We start from the raw sequence: 18,519 nt of genomic DNA, 5'->3' as shown, positions 1-18,519 counted from the left end.
CCGTGCCGGGCGTCCGAGGACGCCCGGCACGGCCGTCTCACCGCGCGGGCCAGGGCACCTCCGGTGCGCGGTGGTAGTTCATGCCCAGCGCGTCCCAGCGCGGCCCCTGGGCGGCCAGCCGCACCTTGTAGTCGTCCCAGTCGTGGCTGCTCGCCGGGGACCAGCCCAGCTCCGCGATGCCGGGCAGCCGCGGGAAGGCCATGTACTCGATGTCCGCGGAGGTCTTGAGGGTCTCCGTCCACAATGGGGCCTCGACGCCGAGAATCGAGCCCGCGGGCGCGCCCTGGAGGTAGCTGCCCGGGTCCCAGTCGTAGGAGCGCCTGGTGTCGACATAGCCGGCCCAGGACAGGCCCAGCGGCGTGTCCTTGTCGTACTTCATGTCGAGGTAGGCGCGGTCGGCGGGCGAGAGGATCAGCCGGGTGCCGTTCCGGGCGGCGTCGGCGACCTGCTGCCGCTCCGCCGCGCCCGTCTTGTCGTAGCCCCAGTACTGCGCGGCGGCGCCCTTGGCCGGGTGCGCGCCGGTCAGCTGGTGCCAGCCGACCACGGTCTTGCCGTACTTGGCGACCACCGGCTGCACCTTGTCCATGAAGGCCACATAGTCCGCATGGCTGGTGGAGTGCGCCTCGTCGCCGCCGATGTGGAGGTAGCGGCCGGGCGTCAGGGCCGCCAGCTCCCGGATGACATCGTCCACGAAGTCGTAGGTCTCCCGCTTCGGCACACACAGGGAGCTGAAGCCGACCTCGGTGCCCGTGTAGAGCGGCGGTGCCTGGCCGTTGCAGTTGAGCGGCGCGTACGAGGCCAGCGCGGCGTTGGTGTGGCCCGGCATGTCGATCTCGGGGACGACGGTCAGATAGCGGGACGCGGCATAGCGGATGATCTCGCGGTAGTCGTCCTGGGTGTAGTAGCCGCCGCGGCCGCCGCCGACCTGGGTGGAGCCGCCGTACGTCGCCAGCCGCGGCCAGGACTTGATGGCGAGCCGCCAGCCCTGGTCGTCCGAGAGATGCAGATGCAGCCGGTTGATCTTGTACATCGCGAGCTGGTCGATATACCGCTTGACCTGCGCCACGGTGAAGAAGTGCCGGGAGACATCGAGCATCGCGCCCCGGTAGCCGTAGCGCGGGGAGTCGGTGATGGTGCCGCCGGCGATCCGCCAGGGCCCGCGCCGGGCGCGCTGCCGCTCCGCGTCGGCGGGCAGCAGCTGGCGCAGCGTCTGGACGGCGTGGAAGAGGCCGGCCGGGCGGGCGGCGCTGAGGGTGACCGCACGGCCGTCGGAGGTCAGCCGGTAGCCCTCGGCGCCCAGCCCGCCGGTACCGCTGCCGCCGAGCCGGAGGACGATGCCGTCCCGGCCGTCCTTGGTGGTGACGGGGAGGGCGAGTCCGGTGGCGGGCCGCAGCAGCCCCGCCAGATAGCCGGCGATCCGCTTGGCCTCCCCGGAGCCGCCGGGCACCCGGATCCGGGTGCGGTCACCGAGGGTGTACGCGTCCCCGCCGCCGCGTACGGAGGCGGGCGCGGGGATCACCCGGTCCAGCGGGGTGGCGGCCCGGGGAGCGGCCCCCGCGGCGCCCGGTGGCGGTACGGCGGCGGTCCCCAGCCCCGCCGCCGCGACCAGCAGCAGCGAGAACAGCAGTCTGCGTCGTCTCATCGACGGTCCCTTCGGCGAACCTCGTGCATGGCGTGGTGCATGGCATGGAGCGACCGAAACGTGACCATGCGTACCGTGAGCCTTGATTCCGGTCAAGGTTCAGACCACTTTCCAGCCGCCAAACCGGGGACCTGCCCGCTATCGGGCAGATTTCTTGCGATTCTTCGCGCCGCCCCGCAGTATCTACGGGTGCTCGAACGCCGTCACCGCAGCGCTGAAGCGCCGCACGAAGACCTGGTGGACCACCTGGTGCGCAGCACACCGCTGCAGCGCGGTGAGGCCGCCCGGGTGGTGCTGGACGTGCTGGCGTACTTCGACGAGACCACGGAGGAATTCGTCCGCCGTCGCCATCGCGAGCTGCAGTCCCAGGGACTGCGCAACGAGGCGATCTTCGAACGGATCCGCCACGAGATGCCGCACCGCGCCGTGGCGCCACCCGATCTCTCGACCCGCCAGCTGCGCCGCCTGATCTACGGCTGACGGCCGCGCCCGGGGCACCGGGCCGGGCACGAACCATCGTTACCACGCTTTCTGGGAGGGTCACTGTATGTGCGGAATCGTTGGGTATATCGGCAAACGTGATGTCGCCCCGCTGCTCATCGAGGGCCTGCAGCGGCTGGAGTACCGCGGCTACGACTCCGCGGGCATCGCGATCCACGCCAAGGGCACCGCGGGCGGCCTGAAGACCGCCAAGGCCAAGGGCCGGGTCCGCGAGCTGGAGTCCCGGCTGCCCAAGCGCTTCGCGGGCTCCACCGGCATCGCGCACACCCGCTGGGCCACCCACGGCGCGCCGACCGACGAGAACGCGCACCCGCACCAGGACACCGAGGGCAAGGTCGCGGTCGTCCACAACGGCATCATCGACAACGCCGCGGACGTGCGCGCCAAGCTCACCGCCGACGGCATCGTCTTCGCCTCCGAGACCGACACCGAGGTGCTGGCCCACCTCATCGGCCGCTCCACCGCCGAGAAGCTGGAGGAGAAGGTCCGCGAGGCGCTGCGGCACATCGAGGGCACCTACGGCATCGCCGTGCTGCACGCCGACTTCCCCGACCGGATCGTGGTCGCCCGCAACGGCTCCCCGGTCGTCCTCGGCATCGGCGAGCACGAGATGTTCGTCTCCTCCGACGTCGCCGCGCTGGTCTCGCACACCCGCCAGGTCGTCACCCTCGACGACGGCGAGATGGCCACCCTCAAGGCCGACGACTACCGCACGTACACCACCGAGGGCTCGCGGACCACGTCCGCTCCGGAGACCGTCGAGTACGCGGCCGAGTCGTACGACCTGGGCGGCCACGACACGTACATGCACAAGGAGATCTCCGAGCAGGCGGACGCGGTGGACCGCGCGCTGCGCGGCCGGATCGACGACCGCTTCTCCACCGTGCACCTCGGCGGCCTGAACCTCGACGCCCGCGCGGCGCGCGGGGTGCGCCGGGTCAAGATCCTGGGCTGCGGCACCTCGTACCACGCGGGCCAGATCGGCGCGCAGATGATCGAGGAGCTGGCCCGTATCCCCTCGGACGCCGAGCCGGCCTCCGAGTTCCGCTACCGCAACCCGGTCGTGGACCCCGACACGCTGTACGTGGCGGTCTCCCAGTCCGGTGAGACCTACGACGTGCTGGCGGCCGTCCAGGAGCTCAAGCGCAAGGGCGCCCGGGTGCTCGGCCTGGTGAACGTGGTCGGCTCGGCGATCGCCCGGGAGACCGACGGCGGCATCTACGTGCACGCGGGCCCCGAGGTCTGCGTGGTCTCCACCAAGTGCTTCACCAACATGGTGGTCTCCTTCGCGCTGCTCGCCCTGCACCTCGGCCGGATCCGTGACCTGTCGGTCGCGGACGGCAAGCGGATCATCGAGGGCCTGCGCAAGCTGCCCGCGCAGATCGACGAGATCCTCAAGGGCGAGGAGGACATCAAGAAGCTGTCGGCGGCCTACGCGGACGCCAAGTCGATGATGTTCATCGGCCGGGTGCGCGGCTACCCGGTGGCCCGCGAGGCCTCGCTGAAGCTCAAGGAGGTCTCGTACATCCACGCCGAGGCCTACCCGGCGTCGGAGCTGAAGCACGGCCCGCTGGCCCTGATCGAGCCCGCGATGCCGACCGTCGCGATCGTCCCGGACGACGACCTGCTGGAGAAGAACCGCGCCGCCCTGGAGGAGATCAAGGCCCGCAGCGGCCGCATCCTGGCCGTCGCCCACCAGGAGCAGGAGAAGGCCGACCACACCATCCTGGTCCCGAAGAACGAGCCCGAGCTGGACCCGATCCTGATGGGCATTCCGCTGCAACTGCTCGCCTACCACACGGCGTTGGCCCTCGGCCGCGACATCGACAAGCCGCGCAACCTGGCGAAGTCCGTGACGGTCGAGTAGCACCCCGGTGGGGGAGCCCGGTGGAGCGCTCCCCCACCCCACCCCAACCCCCTCCACCGAAGCGACAATTGAGCACCCCCCCACGGCGCCCAGCCACCTGCGCGAAAGCGGCGCCGGCTTAGGCGCAAAGGGGGGCGCGTCAGGGAATCACGATGACCGGGCGCTGCGCCCGGCGGGCCAGCCGCCCGGCCACCGAGCCGAAGATCCGGCCCACGATGCCGTGCGTGGAACCGACCACGATCGCGTCGGCCTCGTACTCCCGGCCGACCTCCTCCAGCTCATGGCAGATGTCGCCACCGCGCTCGACGAGGATCCAGGGGACCTCGCTGAGGTGATCGGCGCAGGCCAACTCCAGGCCGAGCACTTCGGTGCGGTGATCCGGCACGTCCACGAAGACCGGGGGCTCACAGCCCGCCCAGACCGTCGTCGGCAGCCGGTTGGCCACATGGACGATGATCAAACCGGAGCCGAGGCGCCGGGCCATACCGATTGCATACGCCAATGCCCGCTCGCTCGACATGGAGCCGTCGAAGCCGACCACGACGCCGTGCCGGAACGCGGGGTCGCAGGAGTGGCGCGTCTTTTCCGCCGCTTCGAGGTCCGCCATGGGATCGGCGACCTGCTTGCGGTTCGCGGGTTCGGGGATTTCGTGACCGGCCATTGGTGTCTCGGCGAGGACGTCCTCTTGCGGAGGGGCGAACGGGGAACGGCGATTGACTTGATCCGGCAGTTGACTGAGCTGACGCGCCCGAAGTGCGGGAGCCATAGTTCAAAGAGGAACGATACGACTGGGAATCATCTTCCCAACCCGATACCCCAAGAGTACGGCGCCACTCCCCCGCTGCCCAGAGCCCGCCATGGGCGCAGGGCGCCCGTGCGAGGTGGGTGGGGCCTCGAACGTTCCCCGGGAGCATGCCGGAGCGTGGCGCGGATGGCAATGCCCCGACCTGCCCCCGTACGCACCCCTCGCGCCCCTGGCGGTGACCCGTGATCGTCGGCGGCGTTGTAGTAGCAGCCCGTCCGAGGGGAGTACGCGGTGCCGTTGCCGTCCGACAGATCACCCGACCCAGTGAGTGACGTGGTGCGCTGGGGCGCGTTCAGCTGCGCCCTGGTGCCCCTCGTGCTGATCTTCAGCGGCGTCTCCTGGGCCGGCGCGGCCGGGGCCGGGGCCGGTCTGGCCGCGGTGACCGGCGCCTGCCGCGCACTGTTACGGCACTCCGAGCGGACCGCCGCCCGGGTCCGGGTGCGCGAGGTCGGACGACACCGGGACAGAAACGGACGTTCGGGGGTGACGGCGCACGGGGGCGGCCGGCACTCCGAAGGGCGTACGCCGGTCGATTGAGGCGCCGACACCTCTGCGCGCGACCGTTTTCAGCCAACTTCCGGCCGAGGTCCATACCTAGTCCTGAGTACCCCTCAACCCTGGTGTGAGCAGGGAGGAAAGGACCGCTGGGCATGGTTGTGCCCTACTGCGAACGGGCAGAGCCGAGACGCGTACTTCCCATGTAGGCCCGACGAGTGGAACGCTTCGTGATCGAATGCTTCGCGCCAAGTTGCCATATCGACATACCAGCGGGTGGTGAACTTGGCACTCCATCCTCACGGAACACAGTAGATTCGATCTTGGTAGCAATGGCGGGGGAACTGTGCAGGACCGAGAGGGCGAGACGACCGAGGGGGGCTTAAGTGCCATGAGCCAGGACTCCGCTGCCGTACCAGATGCCGCACGCAAGCTCGCCGCCCGACGACGCCGCGAAATAGTCGCGGTGCTCCTCTTCAGTGGCGGCCCCATTTTCGAGAGCTCCATTCCGCTCTCGGTCTTCGGCATCGACCGACAGGACGCAGGCGTCCCGCGGTACCGGCTGCTTGTGTGCGCGGGCGAAGATGCGCCTTTGCGCACGACCGGGGGGCTCGAACTGTCCGCCCCCTACGGGCTGGAGGCGATCTCCCGTGCCGGGACGGTCGTCGTACCGGCCTGGCGTTCCATCACCCAGGCCCCGCCGCCCGCCGCGCTCGACGCGCTGCGCCGGGCGCATGAAGAGGGCGCCAGAATCGTCGGGCTGTGCACGGGGGCGTTCGTCCTCGCCGCGGCCGGACTGCTCGACGGCCGCCCGGCCACCACCCACTGGATGTACGCACCGACGCTCGCCAAGCGTTACCCGTCCGTCCATGTGGACCCCCGCGAGCTCTTCGTCGACGACGGCGATGTGCTCACCTCCGCGGGAACGGCGGCCGGTATCGATCTGTGTCTGCACATCGTGCGCACCGACCACGGCGCGGACGCCGCGAACGCGCTGGCCCGCCGGCTCGTCGTGCCGCCGCGCCGCACCGCGTCCGATATGGGGCACCAGCGCTACCTGGACAGGTCATTACCTGAAGAGATCGGCGCCGACCCGCTGGCCGAGGTCGTCGCCTGGGCGCTGGAGCACCTCCACGAGCAGTTCGACGTGGAGACGCTGGCCGCGCGCGCCTATATGAGCCGGCGCACCTTCGACCGGCGCTTCCGGTCCCTGACGGGGAGCGCTCCGCTGCAGTGGCTGATCACCCAGCGGGTACTGCAGGCCCAGCGGCTGCTGGAGACCTCCGACTATTCGGTGGACGAGGTCGCCGGGCGCTGCGGGTTCCGCTCGCCGGTCGCCCTGCGCGGCCACTTCCGCAGGCAGCTGGGCGCCTCCCCCGCCGCGTACCGCACGGCCTACCGTGCGCGGCGGCCGCAGAACGGGGGGCCCGACCCCGCGCTCAGACCGGAGCGCGCGGACCGGCCGGAGCGTGAGCGGGCGATGCTGGGCGCGGGCAGCGGGGAGCGGTACGCCGCCGCCGCGCTGGCCGGGCACGGGCTGGCGACCGCCGAAGCGGCCGAGGCGGGCAAACCGCAGTCGGACGCCTACGCCGCCCGGCTGCCGGAGTCCCCGGTGGGCCGGGGTACCGGACGCCCCGTGCTGCCCGGACAGCGGGAGCGCCCCGTAGGGTGAGATGTATGAACGATCGCATGGTGTGGATCGACTGCGAGATGACCGGCCTCTCGCTGGCGAATGACGCGCTCATCGAGGTGGCCGCCCTGGTCACCGACTCGGAGCTGAATGTGCTGGGCGACGGGGTGGATGTGGTGATCCGCCCCCCCGCCGAGGCACTCGGCACCATGCCGGAGGTGGTGCGCCAGATGCACACCGCCTCCGGGCTGCTGGAGGAGCTCGATAGCGGGACGACGCTGGAGGCGGCGGAGGCCCAGGTGCTCGCGTACATCAAGCAGCATGTGCGGGAGCCGGGGAAGGCGCCGCTGTGCGGCAACTCCGTCGGCACCGACCGTGGCTTCCTGCTGCGCGACATGCCGACGCTGGAGAGCTTCCTCCACTACCGGATCGTCGATGTCTCGTCCGTGAAGGAACTGGCCCGGCGCTGGTTCCCGCGGGCCTACTTCAACAGTCCGCCCAAGAACGGCAACCACCGGGCGCTGGCGGACATCCGTGAATCCATCGCGGAGCTGCGCTACTACCGGGAGGCGGTCTTCGTGCCGCAGCCCGGCCCGGACTCGGACACCGCGAAGGCGATCGCCGCCAAGCACGTCCTTCCGACTGAACCGCAGTCCACGCCGTAGCAAGGCACAGGGCGGCTGTCGTGCGGCCCCCCACGGGGCCACCGTGACCCGCACGACACGCCCTCGGGCCCGGGACGCGAAACCTGGGCGCGAGCACCCCTCCGGACCCTGTACACTTTTTCTCAGCCGGTGGGGAAAAAGAACCACACAGCACCGGTCATGGTGGGTATAGCTCAGCTGGTAGAGCACCTGGTTGTGGTCCAGGATGTCGCGGGTTCAAGTCCCGTTACTCACCCCACTTCAAGGCCCCCGACCTCAGGTCGGGGGCCTTGGCGTTTGTCGGGGTACCGCCGAGGCGGCATAAGCCGAACATTTGGGATGGATGGGGCAAAGGGTCCGGCGGCGTGCCGCATGGAGGGAGTGGCGGGGCGCAGCGGGTGGGGGGGAGCCCGCTGCGCCCCGGCTGGGGCGGACGGTCCGGGCAGGGGGTACCGGACCGCCGGTGGGGGTCAGCCCTTGTAGGCGGCGAAGGCCCTGGTGAAGTCCAGCGGCTGCTGCTCGATGGAGCTGCAGGTCGGCTGTGCGGAGGTGCCGGTGCCGCCGGGGCATGCCTGGTCGCGGGTCGAGGACCACATCGACAGCCAGGCCAGGTGCTTGGACCGGGCGAACTTCACCAGCTCGGTGGCGTCGTCGCGGCGGAAGACCTCGGTCGCGACATCGTTGACGCCGATCATCGGGGTCACCGCCACGGTCTTCCAGGCGGCCGCGTCGCTCAGGCCGAGGGCCTTCTTGATCTGGGCCTGGGTGGCGGTGGCGGCCTGGGTGGCATAGGTGCCCATATCGCCGCTGTAGGCGGGACCGTAGTCCATCGCCATGATGTTGACGGCGGAGATCTTGACGCCGTTCTTCCGGGCATCGGCGATCAGGTTCACGCCGTCCTGGGTGAGGCCCTCGGGCATGACCGGCAGGGTGAAGGAGACATCGAGGCCGGGGTGCTTCTTCTGGAGCTTGTGGATGGCCTGGGCGCGGCGGGTGTTGGCGGCGGTGTCCGGCAGTGCGCCGCCCTCGATGTCGAAGTCGGCCTTGGTGAGCTCGAACCGGTCGATGACCTTGCCGTAGGCGGCGGCCAGTTCGTCCGCGGAGCCGCAGGCCAGACCGAGCTCGGAGCCGTTGGCGCCGCCGAAGGAGATCCGGACGTCGCCGCCGGCCTTGCGCAGCGCGGGGATCTGCCGGGCCACCGGGTCGTCGCCCAGCTCGCCCGCGCCGCCCCACTTGGGCACACAGCCGCCGCCGGAGGTGACGAAGGCGAGGTGGAAGTCCTTGGCCCCGGTCTTCTTGGCGGTGCCGACCAGGTCGTAGGCGGGACTGAGCGAGGTGTCGACGTACGGGGCGAAGCCGGTGGCCGCTTTCGCGGGGGTGCCGGCGGTCTGCGGTGCCTTGGCGGCCAGGGCGGAGCCGGCGAGGGCGAAGGCCCCGCCGGCCGCGATCGCGGCGGCCGCCCCGGTCACGATCAGCTGGGTGGTGCGGCTCTTGCGCCGGCGGTGTACCGAGGGACTCATCGCATGTCTGCCTGTCGTCAGGAGGGAGGGGGACGCACCGTGGTGCGTCCCGCACGCTAGCGACAGCGAAACGGACAAATGCCAGGATCGGTACGGGCAGTTGGCGGACTTATGGCGGCGTTAAGGCCGGGGAAGGGAGCGGTTAAGAGCCCCTGGCGGTGCGCCGCTCAGGCCCCGGTGCGCGCCGTCCCCCGCCGGGTGCGCAGGGTGCGGCGCAGCCGGTGGCCGCGCCGTCCGCCGTGCGGGGCGCGCCTGCCGTCCAGCGCCAGCCAGACACGTACCTCGGTGCCGCCGAGCACCGAGCGGCCGATGCGCACATCGCCGCCGGTGGACTCGGCCAGCCGGCGCACGATGTCCAGTCCGAGGCCGGTCGAACCGTCCCCACCGCCACCGTGGCCGCGGCGCAGCGCGGCGTCCGGGTCGGCGATGCCCGGCCCGGCGTCCGAGACCAGCACGATCACCGCCTCGTCCGCGTGGTGGACGTCGACCGCGAACGCGGTGCCCTCGGGGGTGTGCCGGAAGACATTGCCGAGCATCGCGTCCAGGGCGGCGGCGAGGTCGGGGCGGGCGACGGGGACCCGTACGGGGTGGTCCGCGCCGGCGATGCGTACGGTGCGGCCCTCGTCCTCGGCGAGCGCCGACCAGAACGTCATCCGCTCCCGGATCACCTCGGCGGCGTCACAGCCGGCCGCGGCGGCCGCCTGCCGGGTCTGGGCCTTCTGCTCGCGGGCGGTGCGGATGATCTGGTCGACCTCGCGCTCCAGCTGTTCGACGGCGGACCGGGTCTGGTCGGCGGCCGGGGTGTCGCCGAGCGAGGCGGTGTTGAGGCGGAGCACGGTCAGCGGGGTGCGCAGCCGGTGCGAGAGGTCGGCGGCCAGCTCCCGTTCGTTGGCGAGGAGTTGGACGACCTGGTCGGCCATGGCGTTGAACGCGCTGGCCGCGGACCGGAGTTCCTTGGGGCCGTCCTCCGGGACCCGTACGCCCAGCTGGCCCTTGCCGAGGTCATGGGCGGCACCGGCCAGCCGTTCCGCGGGCCGCACCATACGGGTGCCGAGCCGGTCGGCGACCGCGACCGAGCCGATGACCAGCGCCAGGCCGACCCCGGCCAGCACCAGCCAGGAGGTGGCGACGCCCCTGGTCAGGGCCTCGTCGGGGACGAACACCTCGACCACGGCGATACCGGAGGCGACCGCGGTGGGCTGGAGCAGCGAGGAGCCGCCGGGGACCGGGGAGATGGCGGCGCGGCCCATCCTGGCGGCGGCCGCCACATCGGCCTCCGGGGCGCGCCGGGAGCCGATCTCCACGGGCCTGGCGTTCCTGCCGCCCGCCGGGACATGGACGCCGATCCGGCCGCCGGGACCGGTCTCGGCGCTGGCGACGGCGCGCTCCAGCTGGGTTCGGTCGGTGGTGATGGCCAGGACCGGGCCGATGGTGGCGGCCTGCCGCTCGGCGTTGGAGTAGGCGCGGTCGCGGGCCAGTTCCTTGACGACCAGCCCGAGGGGGACCGCGAAGGCGACCACGACCATGGCGGTGACCGCCAGCGCCACCTTGACCAGGGCCCATCTCATTGCGGTGGCTCCAGCTTCACCCCAACACCCCGGAGAGTGTGCAAGTAGCGGGGTTTCGCAGCGGTTTCGCCCAGTTTGCGGCGCAGCCAGGACAGATGGACGTCGATGGTCTGGTCGTCGCCGTAGGACTGCTGCCAGACCTCGGCGAGGAGTTCCCTGCGGGGGACGACGACGCCCGGCCGCCCGGCGAGGAAGGCCAGCAGGTCGAACTCCCGGCGGGTCAGGTCGAGTACGGCGCCGTCCAGTTCGGCCTGACGGCGCAGCGGGTCGATGGACAGGCCGCCGACCCGGATCACTCGTGAGGGCGGTTCCGCACCGGCCGTCGTGGCCCGGGAGCGGCGCAGCACGGCCGCCACCCGCGCCGAGAGGTGCTCGACGGAGAACGGCTTGGTGAGGTAGTCGTCGGCGCCGTCGTTCAACAGCCGGACGATGTCCGCCTCGTCGTCCCGGGCTGTGGCGATGATCACTGGTACATCGGTGATGCCGCGCAGCATCTTGAGCGCCTCGCCCCCGTCCAGATCGGGCAGACCGAGGTCGAGGATGACGACGTCGAAGCCGACGTGTGCGACCTCGCGGAGCGCCTCCAGGGCGGTACCGACACTGCGTACCGTGTGGGAGGCCTCGGTCAGATGCCGGATGAGAGCCGAGCGTACGAACTGGTCGTCCTCGACCACGAGCACACGTGCCATGGGCGGCACCGTACGCCATTCGGAGGCGTGTCCCGGCGCGAGGTTGACAGCGGGGCGGTGCGCTGCGCGCTGCCGGACGGGCTGCACGGGGCGGTGCGGTGGTGCAGTATGAGCCCGATGCAACGAGGACTGGTTCATGCGGCGGCCTGGACGCTGGCGACCGGCGCCGCGGTCACCCTGTCGTGGTTCGGCGTGCACACCGTGCTGTCCGGCACGGCCTACGACGCACCGCGCGCCCTGCCGCTGACGAGCCATGTGGCCGCCCAGGAACGGGAGAAGGCCGACGACGCCACCCCGCGGGTCTCCTCCACGCACCGCCCCAAGCCGTCCGCGTCGCCCGGCCACGGCACGGCGCCCGGCGACGATGAACCGTCGTCACCGGCCACGCCGTCGCACACCGGCTCCACCCGGCCGCAGCACCCCGACAGCGGCTCACCGGGCGGCTCCACCCCGGCCTCCGACGGCCACGTCAAGAGCTACTCCACGGCGGGCGGCCGGGTGGTCCTCGACATGGACAACCGGTCCGCCGAGCTGGTGTCGGCGACCCCGAACCCGGGCTGGGAGATGCAGGTGTGGAAGCAGGTGGGGTGGCTGCGGGTCGACTTCACCGGCGGCGGCGGCCATACGTCCGTGATCTGCACCTGGAACGGGCATCCGCCGACGGTGGAGCGCAGCGACCAGGCGACGTAGGGGCGGTGGCGAGGGGCGCCCGGACGCGGGGCCTGGACACGGGGCCGCCCGGACGCGGGGCCTGGACACAGCGGGGCCCGGTCGCGCCCCGTACCGCGTCAGTCGAAGGCGTCGGCCGGCGGGGCGGGCGAGGCGGTGGCGGTGGCGTCGGTGACCGGGGCCGCGCCGCCGGTGAAGTCCAGCAGTGCCCGGCCGTGTTCGACCCGGCCGGACTGCGGGTCGGTCGCCGCCCGCCGGGTCAGTTCGGCGATGGGCAGTGCCCCGTCGGCGGCCAGCAGCACCGCGTTGCCGAAGCGCTTGCCGCGCAGCACGGCCGGGTCGGCGGTCAGACACAGCTCGGGGAAGACCGTACGGACGGTGGCGATCTGGCCGCGCAGAAACCGCAGCGGCGGCCCGTCGGCCAGATTCGCCGCGTAGAACCCGCCGGGCCGCAGCGCCCGGTGGACCTCGGCCACGCATTCGGCGCTGGTCAGATGGGCGGGCGTGCGGGCACCGGCGAAGACATCGGCGATGATCAGATCCGCCCAGCCGTCCGGGACCTTCGCGAGACCGGCGCGGGCGTCACCGCCGCGCACCCGTATGCGCCAGCCGCTGTCCAGCGGCAGACGGCGGCGTACGAAGTCGACCAGGGGTGTGTCGAGTTCCACGACCTGCTGGGTGGACCGCGGGCGGGTCGCCGCGACATAGCGAGCCAGGGTCAGGGCGCCGCCGCCGAGATGGACGACGCGCAGCGGTTTGCCGGGCGGTCCGGCCAGGTCGGCGATGTGCCCGAGCCGCCGCTGATAGGGGAAGTCCAGGTATGCCGGGTCGTCGAGGTCCACATGGGACTGCGGCGCACCGTCGATCAGCAGCGTCCAGCCGCGCGGCCGGTCCCGGTCGGGCCGTAGCTCGGCCGACCCGCCGTCCACCGTTCCGGTGACGGATTCCGCGCCGCCGCGCCCGCGTCTGCTCTTCGCCATGCCCTCCAGTATGGAGGGTGCCCGGGATGCCGTATCCGCTGGTCAGCGCGATAGCCGGGGCCCGGTGGGCCAGGGGCGGGCGTACGGAGCAGAGTGGCGGACCACCCACGACCGAGGTCAGGGGCGATCCGCCAACTGCACTTCACGACCCGTGCCGGCCCGACGTCCTTCCGGGCCGGCGGGCGGGTCACCTATTGACGCAAACGTTCCCGAACGCCGGGTTGAGCAGCGCGGCAACGTTCAAGCTGTTACCGCAGACGTTGATCGGGATGTTGATCGGGACCTGGACATTGTTGCCGCTGAGAATGCCCGGGGAACCCGCCGCAAATCCCGCCGCATTGGCGCCACTGCGGTGGTTGTACAGCCCGCGGTGGTCGTGGCGGTAGTGGTCGCCACGGTGGTGACCGTGGTCCCCTGCGGATGCGATGCCTGCGCCACCCAGAACCATGGCACAGCTGGCCGCAGTCATCGCGGCGGTCGTAACAAACCGCTTCATCCCATTCTCCTTTCAGTTCGCGAATGGGGCAACCGGTCACAACGAGCGAATTGAGTCAGGGATGCGGGCATTCCCTCTTCCGGGAAATCATTAGCCCTTATGGCAGTAACGGCGGGGCCGCGCGAACTCCCGCATTCCCCTGAATGGCCTCCCCCGGCGGGGGTCCGGCGTGCCTGCCGCGGTTTCCAACATGATTTCTGTCAGAGTGCTCTCCTGTTTGACTGATTGAAGTCGGAGAGGAAGACATGCGGAAGTCGATGGACCGCACCGGGCACTGCGTCGTATGCGCGTCGGCGTCCTTGGCATGGTCGGCCACCTCGTCTTCGGCAATGGCGGCGGTTTCCGGGGAATCCGCCCGCATTCCTGACACACGCCCGGTCCGGGACGGCCGGCATCGCACACACCCGGTGCGCAATTCCGCCATTCCGGCGACGGGCATGCGGAATTCGACGGGCCCCGATTTCGGCCGAATGGCGGTGCGGTGGCCGGCTTACCGGAACACCCGCGGATTTGATTCCGGCGTATTCGGCGTCGTGCCCGCACCGCGGTCCGGCGGCGATCGGCCGGTGTTCCGCCGCGCCACCCGCAATCCCGGATATCCGCTCGGCGCGCTCTTCGGCCGGACCGGCACCGGGCACTGAGCGGGCGCCCCGGAATTCCCCGCCGTACCCGGAGAGCGGAGAGCGGAGAGCCGATGACGACGGAGAGCGCGGACGCGTACCGCTCCGCCCGGGTCCCGCCGCCGCCGACGGTCCCCCGCCCGGCGGCCGCGGTCCGCCCGCCCCGCGGGCCGGGGCGGGACACCCTGCCCCCGCCCCGGCCCGGCCGCGGCGTACGGCGGCGCACCGTCGCCCCGCTGATGGCCGCCGACGCGCTGGCCACCGCGGCCACCGCGCTGCTCGTCCTCGGCACCGCCACGGCACCGGCCGCCCTCGGCCTCCTCCCGGCGGGGCTGCTGCTGCTCCACGCCCACGCCGGTCTCTACCGTCCAGGACCCGCCCCGCGCACCCTGCACGAGCTGCCGACGCTGCTGGGCCGGGCCGCCGTCTGCTGGTGCGCGGCGGCCGCGGTGCTCGCCGCCGTACGCCCCGGGCAGGCGCTGTCGCCGGGCCTGCTGGCGGGGGCGGTGGCGGTGCACACCGCGCTGGTCTGCGCCGGCCGGGCCGCTGTCCACCGGGCCCGCCGCCGGGCTGCCCGCCGCCGGCCGCGCGCCACGCTGATCGTCGGCACCGACCCGGCGGCCCGGCAGCTCGCCGCCGTGCTGCACGCGCGTCCCGAGCACGGGATGCGCCCGGTGGGTGTGGTCGGCCCGCCGTCACTGCCGCCCGGCGGGCCCGTAGCGCCCCCGGGCCCCGTCGGTCCGCCGCTGCCGCGGCTCCGCTCCGCGCAGGACATCACCCGGGCGGTCATCCAGCACACCGTGCGGGACGTGGTGTTCACCCTGCCGCCGTACGGCGATCCGCACACCACCGCGCTGCTGCGCCGCTTCATCGACCAGGGCTCGGCCGTCTGGCTGGCCGGTGCCGCGGCCGCCCGCGAGGGCCGGACACCGCATGCGGACAGCGACCATCTGTGGGGCTTCGCCTGCCGTCGGCTGGACACCGCCCCGCCCCGGCACGGCGGCGCGGGCAAGCGGCTGCTGGATCTCACGCTGGCCGCGGCGGCGCTGGTGGTCACGGCCCCGCTGCTGCTGGGCTGCGCCCTCGCGGTACGGCTCGCCGACGGGCCCGGTGTGCTCTTCCGGCAGGAACGTATCGGCCGAGGGGGCCGCCCCTTCACCCTGCTGAAGTTCCGCACCTGGAACCCGTGCGACGAACATGAGGCGGCGACGCGGTGGAGCCTGGACGGCGAGCACCGGATGAGCCGGACCGGCCGGCTGCTGCGGCGCACCTCGCTGGACGAGCTGCCGCAGCTGTGGAACGTGCTGCGCGGCGAGATGAGCCTGGTCGGGCCGCGCCCGGAACGCCCCTTCTTCGTCGAGCGGTTCGTCCGGACCTGCCCGGAGTACGGCGCCCGGCACCGGATGGCGCCGGGCATGACCGGCCTGGCGCAGGTGCACGGACTGCGCGGCGACACCTGCGTCGAGGACCGGGCCCGCTTCGACAACCTCTACATCGACGGCTGGTCGCTGCGGCAGGACCTGCTGATCCTGCTGCGCACCGTGGCCTCGGTGGTGCGGCTGGAGGGCAGATGAGCGCGGGCGCGCCGCCGCGCCGCCACGGCCGCACCTCCGCGGTGCCCGTCCCGCCCGGCCGACCCGGGGGCGAGCACGCCCGGTATCCGCCGGGCTCCCGTGACCGCGCCCGGCATCCGCTGCGGCGCCGTGCCCTGCCCCCCGACCGGACCACCACCCCGGCCGCTACCTCTGGAGGCACCCGGTGAAGGTTCTGCATGTGATCACAGACCTCGACGTGGGCGGCGCCGAACAGCAGCTGCGGCTGCTGCTGCGCCGGCTCCCCGTGCACAGCGAGGTCCTCACCCTGACGAATCCGGGCCCGGTCGCCGAGGGCATCGAGGCCGACGGCACCCCCGTCACCCACCTCGGGATGACCGGCAACCGGGACCTGACCGCGCTCCCCCGCCTCACCCGGCTGATCCGCGACGGCGGCTACGACCTGGTGCACACCCACCTCTACCGGGCCTGCGTATACGGCCGGGTCGCCGCCCGGCTGGCCGGTGTACGGGCCGTGGTCGCCACCGAACACTCCCTGGGTGACGCGGTCATCGAGGGCCGCCGGCTGACCCGCGGCGTCCGCACGCTCTACCGGGCCACCGAACGGCTGGGGACGGCCACCGTCGCCGTCTCGGACACCGTCGCCGCCCGGCTGCGCCGCTGGGGCGTACCGGAACAGCGGATCCATGTGGTGCCCAACGGCATCGAGGCGCACCGTTTTGGCTTCGATCCGGCGGCGCGGGCCCTGGTGCGTACCCGGCTGGGGCTGCCGCTGGACGCCTTCGTGGTCGGCGGCGCCGGGCGGCTGGTGCCCGGCAAGCGGTTCGACGTCCTGGTCCGGGCGGTGACCCAACTTCCGGGCGTTCACCTGCTGTTGGCGGGCGCGGGGCCGGAGCGGGAGATGCTGCGGCGGATGGCGGAGCAGTTCGGCTCGGGCGACCGGATCCATCTGCTGGGCGCACGCGACGGCGCGGTCGACGCGGCGGCCGACGGCCGGGGGACCTCCGGGCCCGATATCCCGGGCCTGCTCTCGGCCATCGACGTCTTCGTCTCGCCCTCCCCGGACGAGGCGTTCGGACTGGCCGTCCTGGAGGCGCTCGCCTCCGGCCTGCATGTGCTCTACGGCAGCTGCCCGGCGGTCGACGAACTCCCCGCCGACCAGGCTCCCGGCGCCCGCCACTTCGGCCTGAACGTCCATGAACTGGGCACCGCGCTACGGGACCTGCGGCGCCAGGGGCCTGGGCGGCTGCCGGTCCCGCCGGTGGTGCGCCGCTATGACATCACCCGCAGCGCGGCGGCCCTGATGTCCGTGTACGAGCAGGCCATGGCCGGCGCCCCGGCACGGCGCCGGAGCCCGGTGGCGCTGCCGCCGCCGCAGGGCCGGGCGGCCGCGCTCCCCCCGGCGAGCGTGTCGCTGCCGGATCCGTTCCGGTCGCCGGACCCGTCCCCGCTCTCCAACAGGTAGGCAGCGGGCCCCTGACCGCCCACCCACCGCACCGCACACAAAGAAAGAGCAGGGAACTTCCATGTACGACCTCGTCGTGGTGGGCGCCGGCCCCTACGGACTCTCGATCGCCGCACATGCGGCGGCGGCCGGACTGCGGCTGCGGGTCCTGGGCCGGCCGATGGCCTCCTGGCGCGCTCATATGCCCGACGGCATGCTCCTCACGTCCGAGCCCTGGTCGACCGATCTCTCCGACCCGGCCGGCGGCCACACCCTGGCCGACTACTGCGCCGCCCGCGAGCTGACCGCCGAGCACGGCGTCCCGCTGCCGCTCGACACCTTCGCCGGGTACGGCAGCTGGTTCGGCGAACGCGCGGTGCCACAGGTCGAGGAGGTCACCGTCACCGCCGTACGCCCGGACGGCGACGGCTTCCGCGTCGAGACGGACACCGGCGAGCGGATCGCGGCCCGGACCGTGGTGCTCGCCGTCGGGCTGCTGCCGTTCGTCAACCGCCCCTGGCCGCTGCTCGAACTGCCCCCGGAGCTGGCCTCGCACAGCAGCGACCACCGGGATCTGCGGCGTTTCGCGGGCCAGGACGTCACCGTGATCGGCGCCGGGCAGTCCGCGCTGGAGACCGCGACCCTGCTGGCCGAACAGGGCGCCCGGCCCCGCCTGGTGGCCCGCGCCGACCAGCTGCGCTGGAACGCCCCGCCACCGCCGCTGGAGCGCGGCCGGCTGCGCGCCCTGCGCGACCCGCACTCCGCGCTCGGCACCGGCTGGCCGAACCGGGTGTGGTCACAACGGCCCGGCGCGGTACGCCGGCTGCCCCCGGCGACCCGGGTGCGGCTCGCGGAGAACGTACCGGGCCCGGCCGGCGCGTGGTGGCTGCGGGAGCGATTCGAACCGGCGGTGCCGGTCCTGCTGGGCCACCGGATCCGGGCGGCCGCTCCCCACGAGGACGGGGTGCGGCTCCACCTCACCCATACGGACGGCGGCTCCGAGACCGTCGACACCCAGCACGTGGTGGCCGCCACCGGCTTCACCCCGGACCTCGGGCGGCTGCGGCTGCTCCATCCCCAAGTGCGCACCACCCTGCGGACGGTGGGCGGCAGCCGGGCACCCGAGCTGAGCGCCGCTTTCGAGTCGTCCTGGCCCGGACTGTTCTTCGCGGGGCTGCTGACCGCGCCGTCGTTCGGCCCGTCGATGCGCTTCGTGTACGGCGCGGCCTTCACCGCGGCGCGGCTGCTGCGCGGCGTCCAGCGCCGGCTCGGCGACCGCCGCGGCGCCACCACCATCCCCCGCCCGGCACGGGACAGCACCCCGGCGGCGCACTAGGGACCGGGGGCGGGCCACCCGTAAGGGACCGCCCATAAGGGGCCACCCGCCCCGAGGGGT

The 18,519-nt window shown here is 72.6% G+C and carries 17 protein-coding genes and 1 tRNA gene; 11 read left to right on the top strand and 7 right to left on the bottom strand.

Features of this window, described 5'->3' with window-relative positions:
- Nucleotides 1-37: 37 nt before the first annotated feature.
- Nucleotides 38-1,642, bottom strand: coding sequence for a beta-N-acetylhexosaminidase (locus STRTU_RS22925; RefSeq protein WP_159745710.1), 1,605 nt, complete (start codon nucleotides 1,640-1,642; stop codon nucleotides 38-40).
- A 189-nt stretch (nucleotides 1,643-1,831) separates the two neighbouring features.
- On the opposite strand from STRTU_RS22925, the gene STRTU_RS22920 reads away from it, so the two are divergent.
- Entirely contained in the window at nucleotides 1,832-2,122 is a 291-nt protein-coding gene (locus tag STRTU_RS22920) for a hypothetical protein (protein WP_159745708.1), read from the top strand.
- 67 nt (nucleotides 2,123-2,189) lie between these two features.
- A complete protein-coding gene (gene glmS, locus STRTU_RS22915) occupies nucleotides 2,190-4,010 on the top strand; it encodes a glutamine--fructose-6-phosphate transaminase (isomerizing) (protein ID WP_159745706.1) in 1,821 nt (606 codons plus the stop codon).
- Between the two features lie 139 nt (nucleotides 4,011-4,149).
- On the opposite strand, the gene STRTU_RS22910 is transcribed toward glmS, so the two are convergent.
- Nucleotides 4,150-4,671, bottom strand: a complete 522-nt coding sequence (locus STRTU_RS22910) for a universal stress protein (RefSeq protein WP_159745704.1) — start codon at nucleotides 4,669-4,671, stop codon at nucleotides 4,150-4,152.
- 408 nt (nucleotides 4,672-5,079) lie between these two features.
- On the opposite strand from STRTU_RS22910, the gene STRTU_RS22905 reads away from it, so the two are divergent.
- From STRTU_RS22905 to STRTU_RS22890, 4 genes are all read left to right on the top strand, one after another.
- Nucleotides 5,080-5,352 carry a hypothetical protein gene (locus tag STRTU_RS22905; protein WP_159745702.1) on the top strand — a complete coding sequence of 91 codons (273 nt, stop codon included), beginning with the start codon at nucleotides 5,080-5,082 and terminating at the stop codon, nucleotides 5,350-5,352.
- Between the two features lie 349 nt (nucleotides 5,353-5,701).
- A complete protein-coding gene (locus STRTU_RS22900) occupies nucleotides 5,702-6,982 on the top strand; it encodes a GlxA family transcriptional regulator (protein WP_159745700.1) in 1,281 nt (426 codons plus the stop codon).
- Between the two features lie 5 nt (nucleotides 6,983-6,987).
- The gene (gene orn, locus STRTU_RS22895; RefSeq protein WP_159745698.1) at nucleotides 6,988-7,605 is read left to right on the top strand and encodes an oligoribonuclease; all 618 of its coding nucleotides are present in this window, start codon (nucleotides 6,988-6,990) and stop codon (nucleotides 7,603-7,605) included.
- Nucleotides 7,606-7,767: 162 nt separating this feature from the next.
- A tRNA-His gene (locus STRTU_RS22890) sits at nucleotides 7,768-7,843 on the top strand.
- Between the two features lie 211 nt (nucleotides 7,844-8,054).
- On the opposite strand, the gene STRTU_RS22885 is transcribed toward STRTU_RS22890, so the two are convergent.
- From STRTU_RS22885 to STRTU_RS22875, 3 genes are all read right to left on the bottom strand, one after another.
- On the bottom strand, nucleotides 8,055-9,104 hold the full coding sequence (locus STRTU_RS22885; protein WP_159745696.1) for a chitinase: 1,050 nt from the start codon (nucleotides 9,102-9,104) through the stop codon (nucleotides 8,055-8,057).
- 167 nt (nucleotides 9,105-9,271) lie between these two features.
- Entirely contained in the window at nucleotides 9,272-10,672 is a 1,401-nt protein-coding gene (locus tag STRTU_RS22880) for a sensor histidine kinase (RefSeq protein ID WP_159745694.1), read from the bottom strand.
- Nucleotides 10,669-11,361 (bottom strand): response regulator transcription factor, encoded by a 693-nt coding sequence (locus STRTU_RS22875; RefSeq protein WP_174878910.1) that lies wholly within the window; start codon nucleotides 11,359-11,361, stop codon nucleotides 10,669-10,671. Before STRTU_RS22875 ends, STRTU_RS22880 begins: the two co-directional genes overlap by 4 nt.
- A 117-nt stretch (nucleotides 11,362-11,478) precedes the next feature.
- Between STRTU_RS22875 and STRTU_RS22870 the strand changes: the two genes are divergently transcribed.
- Entirely contained in the window at nucleotides 11,479-12,051 is a 573-nt protein-coding gene (locus STRTU_RS22870; protein WP_159745692.1) for a superantigen-like protein SSL4, read from the top strand.
- A 98-nt stretch (nucleotides 12,052-12,149) separates the two neighbouring features.
- On the opposite strand, the gene STRTU_RS22865 is transcribed toward STRTU_RS22870, so the two are convergent.
- Both STRTU_RS22865 and STRTU_RS22860 read right to left on the bottom strand, forming a co-directional pair.
- Nucleotides 12,150-13,010 carry a spermidine synthase gene (locus STRTU_RS22865; protein ID WP_159745690.1) on the bottom strand — a complete coding sequence of 287 codons (861 nt, stop codon included), beginning with the start codon at nucleotides 13,008-13,010 and terminating at the stop codon, nucleotides 12,150-12,152.
- A gap of 187 nt (nucleotides 13,011-13,197) precedes the next feature.
- Entirely contained in the window at nucleotides 13,198-13,506 is a 309-nt protein-coding gene (locus STRTU_RS22860) for a chaplin (protein ID WP_159745688.1), read from the bottom strand.
- 245 nt (nucleotides 13,507-13,751) lie between these two features.
- Here STRTU_RS22860 and STRTU_RS22855 point away from each other — a divergent pair, with 245 nt between their 5' ends.
- The 4 genes from STRTU_RS22855 to STRTU_RS22840 all read left to right on the top strand — a co-directional run bounded on the left by STRTU_RS22855 (nucleotide 13,752) and on the right by STRTU_RS22840 (nucleotide 18,459).
- On the top strand, nucleotides 13,752-14,147 hold the full coding sequence (locus tag STRTU_RS22855) for a hypothetical protein (protein WP_159745686.1): 396 nt from the start codon (nucleotides 13,752-13,754) through the stop codon (nucleotides 14,145-14,147).
- 53 nt (nucleotides 14,148-14,200) lie between these two features.
- Nucleotides 14,201-15,700 (top strand): exopolysaccharide biosynthesis polyprenyl glycosylphosphotransferase, encoded by a 1,500-nt coding sequence (locus STRTU_RS22850; protein ID WP_159745684.1) that lies wholly within the window; start codon nucleotides 14,201-14,203, stop codon nucleotides 15,698-15,700.
- A 184-nt stretch (nucleotides 15,701-15,884) separates the two neighbouring features.
- Nucleotides 15,885-17,144: a glycosyltransferase gene (locus STRTU_RS22845; RefSeq protein ID WP_159745682.1), complete on the top strand. Its 1,260-nt coding sequence runs from the start codon at nucleotides 15,885-15,887 to the stop codon at nucleotides 17,142-17,144.
- Nucleotides 17,145-17,205: 61 nt separating this feature from the next.
- Complete coding sequence (locus tag STRTU_RS22840) at nucleotides 17,206-18,459, top strand: NAD(P)-binding domain-containing protein (RefSeq protein ID WP_159745680.1); 1,254 nt, start codon at nucleotides 17,206-17,208, stop codon at nucleotides 18,457-18,459.
- The last annotated feature ends 60 nt before the right edge of the window (nucleotides 18,460-18,519 follow it).

Source organism: Streptomyces tubercidicus (assembly GCF_027497495.1).
Lineage (GTDB): Bacteria > Actinomycetota > Actinomycetes > Streptomycetales > Streptomycetaceae > Streptomyces > Streptomyces tubercidicus.
Note: the sequence above shows the minus strand (reverse complement) of the source record. Positions and strands in the feature narration are given on the sequence as shown.